11 protein-coding genes are annotated in these 13,459 nt (G+C 49.7%); 8 read left to right on the forward strand and 3 right to left on the reverse strand.

What is annotated here, in order from left to right; genetic code table 11:
- The first annotated feature begins 63 nt into the window (after nt 1–63).
- A complete protein-coding gene (locus HRU77_02495; GenBank protein QOJ19669.1) occupies nt 64–1,611 on the forward strand; it encodes an NAD(P)H-hydrate dehydratase in 1,548 nt (515 codons plus the stop codon).
- A gap of 51 nt (nt 1,612–1,662) precedes the next feature.
- Here HRU77_02495 and HRU77_02500 read toward each other — a convergent pair whose 3' ends face one another.
- Nucleotides 1,663–2,112 carry a DUF1810 domain-containing protein gene (locus HRU77_02500; GenBank protein ID QOJ22037.1) on the reverse strand — a complete coding sequence of 150 codons (450 nt, stop codon included), beginning with the start codon at nt 2,110–2,112 and terminating at the stop codon, nt 1,663–1,665.
- Between the two features lie 181 nt (nt 2,113–2,293).
- Here HRU77_02500 and HRU77_02505 point away from each other — a divergent pair, with 181 nt between their 5' ends.
- The 3 genes from HRU77_02505 (at nt 2,294) to HRU77_02515 (ending at nt 4,582) form a co-directional block, all read left to right on the forward strand.
- The gene (locus HRU77_02505) at nt 2,294–2,638 is read left to right on the forward strand and encodes a hypothetical protein (GenBank protein ID QOJ19670.1); all 345 of its coding nucleotides are present in this window, start codon (nt 2,294–2,296) and stop codon (nt 2,636–2,638) included.
- 9 nt (nt 2,639–2,647) lie between these two features.
- Entirely contained in the window at nt 2,648–3,217 is a 570-nt protein-coding gene (locus HRU77_02510) for a hypothetical protein (protein ID QOJ19671.1), read from the forward strand.
- 132 nt (nt 3,218–3,349) lie between these two features.
- Nucleotides 3,350–4,582 carry an EAL domain-containing protein gene (locus HRU77_02515; GenBank protein ID QOJ19672.1) on the forward strand — a complete coding sequence of 411 codons (1,233 nt, stop codon included), beginning with the start codon at nt 3,350–3,352 and terminating at the stop codon, nt 4,580–4,582.
- A gap of 12 nt (nt 4,583–4,594) precedes the next feature.
- Here the strand turns inward: HRU77_02515 and HRU77_02520 are convergent, their stop codons facing one another.
- Nucleotides 4,595–8,350 (reverse strand): response regulator, encoded by a 3,756-nt coding sequence (locus HRU77_02520; protein QOJ19673.1) that lies wholly within the window; start codon nt 8,348–8,350, stop codon nt 4,595–4,597.
- A 400-nt stretch (nt 8,351–8,750) separates the two neighbouring features.
- Here HRU77_02520 and HRU77_02525 point away from each other — a divergent pair, with 400 nt between their 5' ends.
- Both HRU77_02525 and HRU77_02530 read left to right on the forward strand, forming a co-directional pair.
- Complete coding sequence (locus HRU77_02525; protein ID QOJ19674.1) at nt 8,751–10,049, forward strand: hypothetical protein; 1,299 nt, start codon at nt 8,751–8,753, stop codon at nt 10,047–10,049.
- On the forward strand, nt 10,046–11,485 hold the full coding sequence (locus HRU77_02530; GenBank protein ID QOJ19675.1) for an undecaprenyl-phosphate glucose phosphotransferase: 1,440 nt from the start codon (nt 10,046–10,048) through the stop codon (nt 11,483–11,485). The genes HRU77_02525 and HRU77_02530 overlap by 4 nt, the downstream gene beginning before the upstream one ends.
- A gap of 114 nt (nt 11,486–11,599) precedes the next feature.
- Here the strand turns inward: HRU77_02530 and HRU77_02535 are convergent, their stop codons facing one another.
- On the reverse strand, nt 11,600–11,992 hold the full coding sequence (locus HRU77_02535; protein ID QOJ19676.1) for a hypothetical protein: 393 nt from the start codon (nt 11,990–11,992) through the stop codon (nt 11,600–11,602).
- A gap of 386 nt (nt 11,993–12,378) precedes the next feature.
- Between HRU77_02535 and iscR the strand changes: the two genes are divergently transcribed.
- Nucleotides 12,379–12,840 carry a Fe-S cluster assembly transcriptional regulator IscR gene (gene iscR / locus HRU77_02540; GenBank protein ID QOJ19677.1) on the forward strand — a complete coding sequence of 154 codons (462 nt, stop codon included), beginning with the start codon at nt 12,379–12,381 and terminating at the stop codon, nt 12,838–12,840.
- Between the two features lie 193 nt (nt 12,841–13,033).
- On the forward strand, nt 13,034–13,378 hold the full coding sequence (locus tag HRU77_02545) for an iron-sulfur cluster assembly accessory protein (GenBank protein QOJ19678.1): 345 nt from the start codon (nt 13,034–13,036) through the stop codon (nt 13,376–13,378).
- Nucleotides 13,379–13,459 lie beyond the last annotated feature (81 nt).

A 13,459-nucleotide genomic window follows, 5' to 3' on the forward strand; every position in this document is an offset into this window, starting at 1 on the left:
AAAGATTGCAATTTTACACGAGAAGATGTACTTATCGCTGATCATCCCGCGCAGCTGAAAATTATGCCGAATACCAACCCCGATGCCGTTTTTTTTACCGCGCAAATCCGTGCCATGGAGCAGCAAGCGCTGCAGTTGCCTAAACCGCCGCAGTTGATGGAAAAAGCCGGCTTGGCCGCAGCGCAGGTGGTTCGCGACCAGGTGCTGAAGAACCCTAACCACAATGTGCTGGTACTCGCCGGACCGGGCAACAACGGTGGAGACGCCTTTGTCGTGGCACGTTATCTGAAGGAATGGGGTAACGCGGTGACGGTGGTTTTCGCCGGTAAGCGCGACCGCTTGCCAGCCGATGCCCGGCAAGCGTTGCAAGTCTGGTTGGATTGCGGCGGCGATATCTGTCCCGATCTGCCCGATGGCGAGGGCAATTGGGATACGGTGATCGACGGTCTGTTCGGCATCGGCCTGGATCAGTCACATCATCGCCCGATTGAGGGACAATACCGCGACTGGATCGAAAACGTCAAACGAATGGCGGCACCGATTGTCGCATTGGATATTCCGTCCGGCTTGGGCAGCGACGACGGTTGCATTTACGGCATCGCCATCCGCGCCGCCGTTACGGTCACGTTTATCGGATTAAAACCGGGGCTGTTCACCAACTTCGGCCCGGAATGTTGCGGTGAGGTGGTGCTGCGCGATCTCGATATCCACATGCCCGCGCCGCCCGAACCGCAAGCCTGGCTGCTGAATAACGCACACGCACAAACACTGCTGCCCCCGCTCCGCTGCGCCAACAGCCACAAAGGCTCGTTCGGCAACGTCGCCATCATCGGCGGATCGACCGGCATGGCAGGCGCTGCGTTGCTGGCCGGCCGGGCGGCCCTGCATCTGGGCGCAGGCCGTGTTTACATCGGCATGCTGGCGGAGAACGCACCGGCAGTCGATTTCTCACAGCCGGAACTGATGCTGCGCCCGCCGTCGGAATTATTCGGTGTAAAACCGCTGAATTGTTTGATCGCAGGTCCCGGTTTGGGGCAATCGGCGCAAGCCCGGTCGTGGCTGGGCATGGCTTTGGATAGCGACTGCGCACTGGTGCTCGATGCCGACGCGCTCAACCTGATCGCGCAACACCCCGATCTGGCGGAAAACCTCAGCCAGCGCAAAGCTGCGACCATCTTGACACCCCACCCCGCCGAAGCCGCGCGTTTGCTGAATACCGACAGCACCGCCGTGCAAAACAACCGCATGAACGCGGCGTTGCAAATCGCGCAGCATTTCAATTGCTACGTCGTCCTCAAGGGCGCGGGCAGCATCTGCTGTCTTCCCGATGGCAAACGCTACCTCAACACCAGCGGCAACCCCGCGCTGAGCACCGCCGGAACCGGTGACGTGCTGGCCGGGATCATCGGCGCGCTGATCGCCCAAGGCTTAAGCCCGGATCGTGCGTTACTGCTGGCGGTTTATCTGCACGGTGCCGCAGCGGATCGCTGGGTGCGTCAGAATCGGGGAATGCTGGGGATGGTGGCGTCGGAAGTTATCGCGGCTGCGCGCAGCTTGTTAAATAGCTGGATTTATCAAAAAAACGCCGATCAGTACAATAAGTCACAGTGACTGATGATTCTGCCGCGCATCTTGTAAACATTGCCGCTATCATTGCGCATGCTATTTTTCTTCCGTAGCAACATTCAGCATATTCAGCGTCTTTTGATCTCGTTGACCGGAAAAATATTGTTTTAGCACACGCGCAAACACCGAATCCACAGGTGTTATGCTGGCAAACAGCGTAGCACAGGATTGCAGTTTCATATCGTCCGGTGAACCAAAGATTTCATGGGCAGAACGGCCGTTAATAGCCAGCAGCGCTTTGCAGCATTGCATCAGTCTCGGCCCGAGTATGGGATGGTTCAAATAGGCTTGCGCTTCCACAGCGCTCCTGATCGCGTAACGCTGCGACATTGCGCTGAATCCGAGTCCGGCGAATTGCGGAAAGATATACCACATCCAATGCGAGCGCTTGCGGCCACTGGCGATCTGAACCAAAGCGATATCGAAATTATGCGTTTGCACTTGTACGAAACGGTCAAGGTCGTATGGATCATTACCATTGATTATCACTTCCCTCTCCTTTGCCGGAAATTATTTATCCGACTAAACGCATTCCGGCACAGCAACTCAATTTATAATTTACCTATTTCCCGATTTCAATTGTTACTGTGAAGGATACCGGATGAGAACTACCGCGACGTTTAAAAATTTTTTTTGCGCAACAATATTAGCAGGATGGCTTGTGTCGATGCCGCTTGCCATAGCCGGCGACCTGATTGAATTACCCCAAGACGCCATCCAAAAACTGAAAATCGACGCCGGCTTCGGTTGGGGGATTTTCAGCGGCACGATCTACAACGGCAACGAACGTTACCACATCACGCAACTCGTCGTCAGCATGACGCCGATTCACGACCATCATCATATGCACATGCATCCGAACATGTCGCACGATGCCAAAGTGCATCAAATCGACCTGGATCTACCACCATCGTCCAAAGGCGCGCTATCGATGGCACTGCCCAACGATGTCGCCGACGTGCATGACTTCAAGTGGGAAATTTTGAAAGTCACGGGCTATCACGTTAACTAATCACTTCCTATGCAGCAATCATTAAAAAATATTCGCGGCATCCTGATCTATACAGCTGCCGTTGCGCTGATTTCGTCGATCTATTTTATTTATGCTTACACGGTTCATCCGATTCCCGAGGAACGTGAAACGTTTCTCACCGAAATCGGCGAAGGATTCGGAAAAACCGGCTTGGCGCTGTTGATCTTTATCTATGCTCGCACCTTGCTCAAATTGTTGCTGGGTCAAGGAAAACTGGCGCAGCGCTTACTCCCGGATTATATGCCCGCGCTCGAATCATCGGCGTTGAACCGCTTGCTGGCTTGGATGAACCGCACGCATATTTATTTCGGCATCGCCGCGGTTGCCGTTATTCTGCTGCATATCGGGATGATGGATTTCTCCCGTTATCGCCATATTCTATTTTTCCCTGCTTTACTGGGTTTGGTCGTCTGGCAGGGTGTTTTCGGCATGTTCCTCACGTTGCGCTATTCGCCGGTCGAACTGAAAAAATTTTCTTACCTGGTGCATGCGCAGTTTGTCACCGGTATAGCGATAGGAGTCTTCGCATTGTTCGGTCACGTACTGATCGACGATTGATTTTTTGTTCCTGACCATACCTGGATAGCGGAAAAACGATTGTTATCCGCTGTGCCGGTACACAGTGTATGATCATGCGCTGATGTTTTGGGTATCACCGGCAGGCCTCTCTTTCAATGATAAAAACAAGCTATGGATAGCGCGTCGAAAATTAAGATACTGATCCTCGATGACGATACTTTTATGCTCAAGTTGCTGTCGCGCATGCTGGCGAAACTGGGCTACACCGCTGTCACTACCTGCGACAACGGTTCGGATGCATTGCAGAAAATCGATCATGCCGATACCCGCCCCGATTTGATTCTGCTCGATCTGAACATGCCGGATATGGACGGCATCGAGTTTGTGCGCTACCTGGTGGATCGCCAGTATCACGGTCAATTGATATTGGTCAGCGGCGAAGACGAGCGTATGCTCAAAACCGCGGAGAAACTGGTTCATGCGCACAAAATTCCGATGCCCGGTTATGTGCATAAGCCCGTGGATCCCAATAAATTGTCGGAAATCTTGCAACGGTTGGACATTGAAGCGTCCACCCACCCGCAATCTAGCGGCAAAACCTACAGCGCGGCCGATATCCGCTCGGCTATCGACCATCAAGAGCTGGTGAATTATTATCAACCCAAAGTTTCGGTGGAAACCGGCGACGTCATTGGCGTGGAAACGCTGGTGCGCTGGCATCATCCGCAAGATGGCGTAATCATGCCGGACCGCTTTATTCACGTCGCGGAGGATAACAATCTGATCGACGATTTGACCCGCTTCGTGCTGAAACAGGCGATCATTCAAGCGGGAAAATGGCATCGCGACGGTCAAACACTACGCGTGTCGGTCAATGTTACGATGGAAAATCTGGCTTCCTTGGATTTTCAAGATATGGTGGTCAATCTGGTCACTGAAAACAACCTGCCGCCGCAGAAAATCGTCATTGAAATCACCGAAAGCCAAGTGATGGGACCGGATGCGCGCATTCCGCTGGAAATTCTGACCCGTTTGCGTCTCAAGCGATTTCATTTGTCCATTGACGATTTCGGCACCGGCCATTCATCCCTGGCGCAGCTACGCGACATTCCATTTAACGAGCTGAAAATCGATCAGGGATTTGTCCATCGCGCCTGGCAGGACGATACGCTGCGCGCCATCTACGACGCCAGCTTAGCAATGGGCAAACAACTGGGCATGGATATCGTCGCGGAAGGGGTTGAGGATAGCGCCGACTGGGAACTGCTGCGTCAAACAGGATGCGATATGGCGCAGGGGAACTTCATCTCGCATCCGCTGCTGCCCGCCGATCTACCGCGCTGGATGGAAGAATGGCGCAGTAGAGTCCGTGCTGAAGCGCTGATCGCTTCCCCGGCCTCTTAACCACAACCGGTTTTACAAATTTCCCCCGGATTTTGCAGTTAAAGTGTCCAGATAAGCCTTGACTGCAATCAACTGCACGTCAAACTGCGGCAACAACACCGCCAGCTCTGCCGCATCGCTCTTTTTGCCCGCTTGCTCCATTGCCGCGCACAATTCACCTAACGCCAGCGCCCCCACGGACCGGGCGGATGATTTCAGTTTGTGCGCCAGCGCACCGGCCGTAGTCAATTGTCCTGTCTGATACGCAGTATGCAGTTCTGCAGCTATTTTTTCCGCACTGGCGCGAAAATCCAACAGCATCTCCCGGATCATTTCCGCATCATCGCCGACCAATTCTTCCAGCACGTGAACATTGACCGGCACAGCAACTGCTTCCGTTGCGCCCGCCAGCATCACCCGTACCGGCTCAGCCGCTGCCGCCGCTTCGCCGCCGGGCAGGTATTTTTCCAGAATCCGGCGTAAATCCTCTAGCTGCACCGGTTTACTCAGGTAATCATCCATACCGGCATCGAGACAATGTTCCCGCTCGCCTTTCAATGCATTGGCCGTTAGCGCGACAATCGGCATGTGTTTACCGCCGGATTCCGCTGTGCGAATCGCCCTTGTCAGTTCAAAACCGTCCATTTCCGGCATGTGCAAATCGGTCAGCAACAATCCATATTCACAGTTCTGCTTGCGTTTCAGCGCTTCCCGGCCGTCGTTGGCAATATCCGCGGCATAGCCGAGCAAAGTCAATTGCTGGCGGATGACTTTCTGATTGATGTCGTTATCCTCCGCCACCAGAATAAGCCTACCTTGACGCAGCGCATCCTCGCGCGAAACGGATGCCGGCTGGGACTTGAAGTTGCCGGCGGGCGGCACGCTCTCCGTGCTCGCTTCCACTTTACCGGCGGCGATCGCCATCGCGCGCAGCAACGATTGGCGGTACATTACATCGCCATCGATTGTGATGATATCGATGTCTTCAATGCGCGCTTGGCGGCGCCGGCCGCGCTTGATCACGACAAAACGCGGTTCGATGAAAGGTTGGGCCGCTTCCGTTCCGACTTGATCGGTTTGTTTTTTTATCGCCTCGCCGCGCGCATTAAATGCGACGCGCAGCGCTTCGATGGAAAATACCTCCTGACCTGCGTCGATCACCACCAACCATAATCCGGGCGACAGATTCCGGATGACTTGGTCAATCGCAGCAAAATCGGATATTTGTTTAACTTCAGCTCCCGCGCTGCGCAAATAAACCGCCAAGTCATTGCTCAAACTATCGTTGTCACCGAGTATCAAGCAATTCATGCCGTCGAGATCTTCGATCTTGTGATTGACAGCGGCGCTCTCCGGCAGCGGTTTGAACGGCATTTGGATGATAAAAGTGGATCCATGCTGCGGTTCGCTTTGCACGGTAATTTCCGCATCCATCAACTCGGCCAAATGGTGTGAAATCGCCAAGCCGAGACCGGTACCGCCGAAGCGGCGCGTGGTGGAGGGATCGCCTTGCGAAAAGGATCTGAAGAGTTTTTCCTGTGTTTCCTTATCCATACCGATGCCGTTATCGGTGATCTGGAAGGTCACGACGATCTGATCGGGATTGGATTCCGTAAGCAATACCCGCACCGACACTTTCCCTTGTTTTTCCTGCTTACTGGAAAATTTGATCGCATTATTGATGATATTGACCAGCACCTGTCGCAGACGCAGGGGATCACCGACGACATTTTCCGGAATCGCGGGATCGATGAACAAGGTGAGTTCGACTTTTTTGCTGAGCGCCAGATGCGCCAGCATGCCGCATGCATTTTCGATGATACTGGCGAGCGGCATGGGAATTTTCTCGATTTCCAGTTTGCCCGCTTCGATCTTGGAAAAATCGAGAATGTCTTCGATAATGGACAGCAAGGCATAAGCGGAATCGCGGATCAGGTTGGCCATTTCCATTTGGTAACCGCTCAAACTGGTTTGCCGCATGACATCGATCATGCCGATCACGCCGTTCATCGGTGTGCGGATTTCATGGCTCATGGCGGCCAGGAACGCCGATTTGGCTTTATTGGCTTGCTCCGCTTCGATCCGGGCTTGTTTTAACTCTTTCATGATTTGCACATGTTCCCGGATATCGCGTATCACACCGGTAAAATGCCGTTTCCCCGCGACAAAATATTCACTGACCGCCAGATATAATTCAATCCGCTCGCCATTTTTGCGCACGCCTTCCACTTCGCGGCCGCGGCCGATGCCATGCGAACCGGACAAATAAGGGCGACCGATATACTCCTGACCATGCCCGGTGCGGCAGTAATTTTCCATATAACCGATATGTCGGCTACGATCCGGCTCGGGCACGATGATGGATATATTTTGACCGATCATCTCGTCGTGATTGTAGCCGAATAATTTTTCCATGACGGGATTGACGGACAGGATGATACCGATCTCATCGGTAGTCACAACGCAATCCACCATGTGCTCAACCACCGAACGCATTTCCTCTTCCTTGATCGCCAAGACTTCATTAGCGCGCTGCAAATCGTCGGTCCTGGCCGCCACGCGATGCTCCAATTCCTGATTGAGCTGCACCAGATTTTCTTCAGCCTTATTGCGATTCTGATCGCTGGCGCACAGTTTTTCGACCATCGCGTTAAACGTATGCGCCAGTTGCCGCATTTCATCCCAGCCTTCAATCGCAACCAGTTGATGCAAGTTCCCCGTAGAAATTTCCATTGCGCTCTGATTCAAATGCTTTAAGGGATTAACGACGCGGCGGTGGAACAATACCGCTCCCAATAAAGCGGCAAACAGGATCAAAACCAGGATAACCAAACTGATGAAATGTACTTTGTTGATAGAAGCAAAGGCTTCTTCGACATCAATTTGCACCACGATGCCCCATTTCATGCGCGGCAAATAGCGCCATGCCGCAACCACCTCCTTACCGCGGTAATCGGTAGTCAATGCACCGCCCGATTGACCGTTCAAAGCATTCTGTATGGCTTCGGAAGACGGCGGCGTATTCAGCGGTATCCGGCGCTTCAGCGCCGCATCGGGATCGTATTTGAGCGGCGCCATGACGAGCGCGGTCCGGTCATCTTCCAGGCGCGCCACGACCGTTTCACCGCTATCCCCCAATCCGACATTGTTCAACAACACCGTGAACACGCGTTGGCTATAAATTTGCAGCGCTAAGACACCTTTAATTTCTCCCTCCAATATAATCGGAGTGGCGACAAACGCAGCGATAGCACCTCTGGATGGTTCGTAGCGTTCAAAATCCGAAATACTGCTGACTTGGTTATTCAATGCATAGCGGGTAACTTTACCTAAGCCGGTGTCGCGATAAGGACCGGTGAGCAGGTTCGTGGCAAAATCGGATTCGTGCGTTTGCGAATAAATAATCGTGCCTTGGGTAGAGATCAAAAATAAATCGTAATATTTCGCATCTTCAACAAATCGCTTGAAATTCTCACGATAACTGGCATCCAAACGACGGTATTCATCGGAATCTACCCCATTTTCCTCAAAAATTCTGGAAAATCCGATGATGGCGCCATGCGTCGTGCTGGCGTCACGGATCAAGCTGGCGTCGAGCAAGCGCTCTTGCAAATAACTGTCGATTTGTTCGAATTTTTTGTCGGCGATGGCGGAGACATTACGAATGGCCGATTTTTTGATTTCCTTTTCAAAGGTATGCAGCAGGCTGTTGCCAATCACCAATATCGGCAGCAGGGAAACCAACGTAAACCAGACAGCGAAACGCTGTGTCAATGAAGTGAATTTCATCAGTTCCTCCATGCAATGACTGCAAATGGTCTTCTTGGCTTATTTTCCTGTATTTGATTAGAAAATCAAACAAAATGAAACAAAAACAGCTTTGCATTAATTAAGTATCAACTTTTCTTTGCTTATAGCATTCCGGCTAATCTTATTGCACCCGGATGCCGTAGTCCCAATCGGAATTATTTTTGCAGTACACGATCGATACTTCACTTCGGTTTCCTTTTCGGTTCATAAATCAAATGTTAAAAATATCGAATAAGGGAAGGGGGAGAGGTAAAAGAGTGTTTTTTAGAGTGGAAAAAGTGTTGTTCAAAATCATTTTATGAGAACATGTTATGGAAAACACAGGTTCTGTCCAACCGCTTGATCTTTGTCTACGGAAAACTCTGAGAATCTCAAGTTAATGAAACATCAATTCATGGAAGTTACATTTACTCGCTCCACTCAGTCTATTACATGCATCGCAATCCGCCCTTCACAACTTGTCCGGCTGCAGGCATTGATTTCCACGGGTGTTTTACTGCTGCTTTTCGGCTCCACGGCGTCTGCTGCGGTTTTTGGCAAGCTCGTGCAACCTTACGGCAGTTACAGCTTCACCGCCGATGACAACATCTTGCGCATCCGCGACAAAATGCCTACGACGGCGCTGGGAACGAATAACCTTTTTGATATGTCGCATCGTTTTACCGGCGGCGTGTTGCTGAATAAAGAAATCGGACGGCAGCAATTCAATGCGAATTTAAACTGGACGCATACGCGCTTTGAAAGATTCGATCAAATGAACAACAATCTGAAAAACTTCAACGGCAGTTGGCGTTGGTTTCTCGGCAACCGCCTGGACGGCAATATGGGGGCAAGCTATGTGCAATCGCTCACGCCTTTTATGTTTCAGCCGGGTTTAAAAAATATCAGGACCGAGCAAACCGAGTTTTTTAATGCCAGCTGGAGCCTGCATCCCAGTTGGCGCCTGAACGGCGGCTATACCCGCTATGATCTGAATACGAACAGTGCCACCTTGCGTTTTCTTAACCGGATAGAAGATCGCTTTGAAGGCGGAATCGATTATGTCACATCGATCAGAAATACCGTGGGGTTGGTCTTTCGCGACACTTTCGGCGATTTCCCGATTCTGGTGCGCGCACCGGACGGTTCGCTCACCGACAACAGCTATAATCAAAAGGAAGCATTGGCCAAGATCAACTGGGTGGTATCCGGAAAATCGCGCCTCTACGGTACGGGTGGATGGGTGGAACGCACCAATGCAAGTTTTACAGCGCGTAATTTCAGCGGTTTCAATGCCCGTATGATCTATCAATGGCAACCTACCGACAAGATCGGCTTGACGGTTACCGGATGGCGTGAGACTGCGGCCATGCTGATGCTGACCGCCAGCTTCAGTCTGAATACCGGAGTCAGTGTTGCGCCTTCATGGAATATCACAAGAAAAGTAAGACTTGAGGGGGATTTCTCTTACCAGCATATGAAATTCGACCGTTTCTCGGCGCTGACCGACACCGCTTTGCCGTTGGGTGTCAGCAATACGGTCCGCAATGCCACTGTAAAACTCGTCTATACGCCCTATCCCGGCTTGCAAGTGATGGCTTCCGCCTATCATAACGATTTGCAGACCGATTACTTTCTCGGCGGATTCAACGCCAACGGCGCCAATATCAATCTGCAGTACACGTACGGAAAACAATGACAGTCAACGATTTACCCATCGTAGCCTTTTTCAAGCACTTGCTCGATCCTTTCATCATCTGGAGCATGCTGATTCTGACCGCCTGGTTGTACGATGAAGATTTCACTAGTTATTACCTGGTGCTGGTTATCATCACCTTTTTCATTTCCACCTATATTTACGAGCGCATTCTCATTTACCGCAATTGGCGCAAGGGGCGTTTGCTCGCTTATGTGCGCGATACGGTGATGGGCTGGCTGGTGATTATCGCCATTTTGGTATTTCTCGGTTACGCCACTAAATTTCACAATCAATTCTCCAAGCAAGTCTTGCTGACTTGGTTCATCGTCACACCGCTCATGCTGATTGCCAGCCATCTCATAGTGCGCAGCATCGTCGCCGGTTTATACAATAAAGGCAAATTGCGTTTGGCGATCGTGATCGGCGCCAATGAAAACAGTTTATCGTTCATCCGGCATATCGCCGAGCTGCCCTTTTTGCTGATCAGTTATCAGGGGTTCTTTGATGAGCGCAGCAGTTCGCGCATTGCCGGCCATTTCGGTTCGCAAGCGGAAGAGCCGGTTGATCTTGCCGCGGCTGTCGTCAGACCGGATGACTTCGGTTCGCGCTTGGGCGGATTGGACGATGTCGTGCCGTACATCCAGAAACATAATATCGAGATGGTCTTCATCAGTCTGCCGATGTCGTCGCAGCCGCGCATCCAGAAATTGATGGATGAGTTGCCGGATACCACGTCTTCGATCTATTTCCTGCCGGATATTTATATCTTCGATTTGATGCAAGCACGTTTCGAATACATCGGCGATACGCCGGTGGTAGCCATGAACGAGTCGCCTTTCATCGGCGTCGACGGCGTGGTGAAGAGTATCAGCGATTTTGTGCTGGCTTTGCTGATCATCATCTTGCTGTCGCCGGTGATGGCGTGCATCGCCTTGGCGGTAAAACTCACCTCGCCCGGCCCGGTGATCTTCAAGCAGCGCCGCTACGGTCTCAACGGTGAGGAAATCATCGTGTACAAGTTCCGCTCCATGACAGTCACCGAAGACGGCGCCAATATTCAGCAAGCCAGGCAAAACGATCAGCGCCTGACCAAAATCGGCGGCTTCCTGCGCCGCACGTCACTGGATGAATTGCCGCAGTTCTTCAATGTGCTGGAGGGCAAAATGAGCATCGTCGGCCCCCGTCCGCATGCAGTGGCGCATAACGAGCTCTACCGCAAACTGATCAAGGGTTACATGCTGCGCCATATGGCCAAACCCGGCATCACCGGCTGGGCACAGGTCAACGGCTGGCGCGGCGAAACCGAAGTGCTGGAAAAAATGAAAGCACGCATCGAGCACGACCTCTACTACCTCAAAAACTGGTCCATCTGGCTCGACCTCTGGATCATCTTCAAAACCGTTTGGATCGTCTTCAAAAAAGATAATGCTTATTAGGTATTTAGTTTCAAAGAATGCTACTTAATTACGCTAAAAAATTTTTTTGGAGCGGCGAGATCAAATGAATGAGGGTCAGTCAGTTATCTGACCCTCTGCTTACAGTTTTTGTACCTATACAAAAATAGCCGTTAATTTTGCCAGTAATCCGTTGACCATGGGTTGGAATACTCCCAAAAAATTATTTAGTTGCAAGATGCCAACAATCAATATTAATAAGCCGCCGGCAACTATTCCATATTTAAGGCCGCGCGCAAAATTTGCCGATGCGGGTGCACGTGTATAAGTTTGATTGGAAAACGCCAAAAATATTTTTAATATGCCCAGTAAAACACCGGTAGCAATACACCCTAAGAATAAATGCAGGGCACTAAATACTCTCTTGGTTAAGTTTTCATCTGCAAACTCAAGACTTGAAAAGCGAAGACAAACAATAATCACAAAGAGCAAAATGAGGGAGTTCCAAAAACCTCCGAATCTCACTCTAAACTCACTTTCCATACTCATATTTTTCTCCCTAGTAACGCACAATTAAAATAGAAATATAAATTATTCCGCCATCAAAAAACTATTAAAAGCTGACCATTTAGCACAACTGATCACTCTTTTCTTACCCTCTGGCTAATTTAGAGCTTGATGATTATAGCCAAATTAGTTCTGTTTGTAGTCTTTTCAAATAATTAAATTTTTTCATCTAATTCTCTCGAATGTTTTTATTATCTCACTGATTATTCGGTTTAAACTTAAATAAGTCAGTAAAAACTTACAATCAACAGATTTATAGTTGACCAAATCAATCGGGTATTGTATAGTTGACTATATTGATCAGGTATTATTCGCACGAATACTACACTGATAAGAATAACCCACTCGATTCTTAAAAGGAGTCAATCATGAGACTAACAACGAAAGGAAGGTTTGCAGTAACCGCACTATTAGATCTTGCATTGCAAAAAAGCAATCACCCCGTCACGCTTGCGGACATCAGTCAGCGGCAAAAAATTTCACTATCGTATTTAGAGCAATTATTCGCTAAATTGCGTCAATCTGAACTTGTGGACAGTGTGCGCGGTCCTGGGGGCGGTTACTGTCTTGCAAAAGATTTAGACAAAGTATCAATAGCGGATATTATTCTTGCTGTCGACGAACCTATTGACGCCACACAATGTGGCGGTAAGGAGAATTGCCATAATGATAGCAAATGCATGACCCATGATTTGTGGGCGAAATTAAACGAACTTATTTTTGAATATCTTGGCGCGGTTACATTAAAAGAATTGGTTGACAATCAAATGAATCAGCAAAACCAAACCATCGTTCCACTTATTGATATGCGTGAAACAACTGCTGCGTAAATTGGGTGCATGTTGGTTAAAATAGCTCAATTTGCCATGAGATCACGATAACTTTATAGAACATTTTATTTTAATCTGTGTCGAATTTTTGCCGGTTTTGTTTGTATCTAAAGCCTATCCGGCGCCACAGAATATATAAAACAGAAGTGTTGTATATTGATTTTTTATCTCAAATTGAGAAGGTTGAACTGTTATGTCGATTACCTTAACTGAAAATGCCGCAAAGCATATCCGGCAGCAGCTTACGAAACGTGGGAAAGGCTTTGCGTTGCGTGTCGGAATCAAGAAGTCCGGATGTTCAGGATTTTCTTATACTTTTGATTATGCAGATGAGATGACATCAAATGATCAATTATTTGAGTCCCATGAAGCTAAGATCGTTGTTGACACAAGCAACTTACCTTATCTCGATGGTTCTCAAATTGATTTCACCAAAGAAGGTCTCAATTGCTATTTCAAGTTTATCAATCCCAATATTGATAATACCTGCGGCTGCGGTGACAGTTTTAGCGTAAAAGAGATCGCCAGCAAGTTTTAATTATTGAAAATTTCAATGACTTTTCGTTGAAGAATTAATCTAGCCAGACGTTTGGCAGTTCAAGATTTTAAGTTGTCAGTT

It is taken from the genome of Gammaproteobacteria bacterium, from assembly GCA_015709615.1.
GTDB lineage: Bacteria > Pseudomonadota > Gammaproteobacteria > Burkholderiales > Nitrosomonadaceae > Nitrosomonas.

Coding starts and splice junctions, on each gene's coding strand:
- HRU77_02495 (QOJ19669.1), top strand. CDS start 64: ATGCCGAATACCAACCCCGATGCCGTTTTTTTTACCGCGCAAATCCGT.
- HRU77_02505 (QOJ19670.1), top strand. CDS start 2,294: ATGCCGCTTGCCATAGCCGGCGACCTGATTGAATTACCCCAAGACGCC.
- HRU77_02510 (QOJ19671.1), top strand. CDS start 2,648: ATGCAGCAATCATTAAAAAATATTCGCGGCATCCTGATCTATACAGCT.
- HRU77_02515 (QOJ19672.1), top strand. CDS start 3,350: ATGGATAGCGCGTCGAAAATTAAGATACTGATCCTCGATGACGATACT.
- HRU77_02520 (QOJ19673.1), bottom strand. CDS start 8,350: ATGAAATTCACTTCATTGACACAGCGTTTCGCTGTCTGGTTTACGTTG.
- HRU77_02525 (QOJ19674.1), top strand. CDS start 8,751: ATGAAACATCAATTCATGGAAGTTACATTTACTCGCTCCACTCAGTCT.
- HRU77_02530 (QOJ19675.1), top strand. CDS start 10,046: ATGACAGTCAACGATTTACCCATCGTAGCCTTTTTCAAGCACTTGCTC.
- HRU77_02535 (QOJ19676.1), bottom strand. CDS start 11,992: ATGAGTATGGAAAGTGAGTTTAGAGTGAGATTCGGAGGTTTTTGGAAC.
- iscR (QOJ19677.1), top strand. CDS start 12,379: ATGAGACTAACAACGAAAGGAAGGTTTGCAGTAACCGCACTATTAGAT.
- HRU77_02545 (QOJ19678.1), top strand. CDS start 13,034: ATGTCGATTACCTTAACTGAAAATGCCGCAAAGCATATCCGGCAGCAG.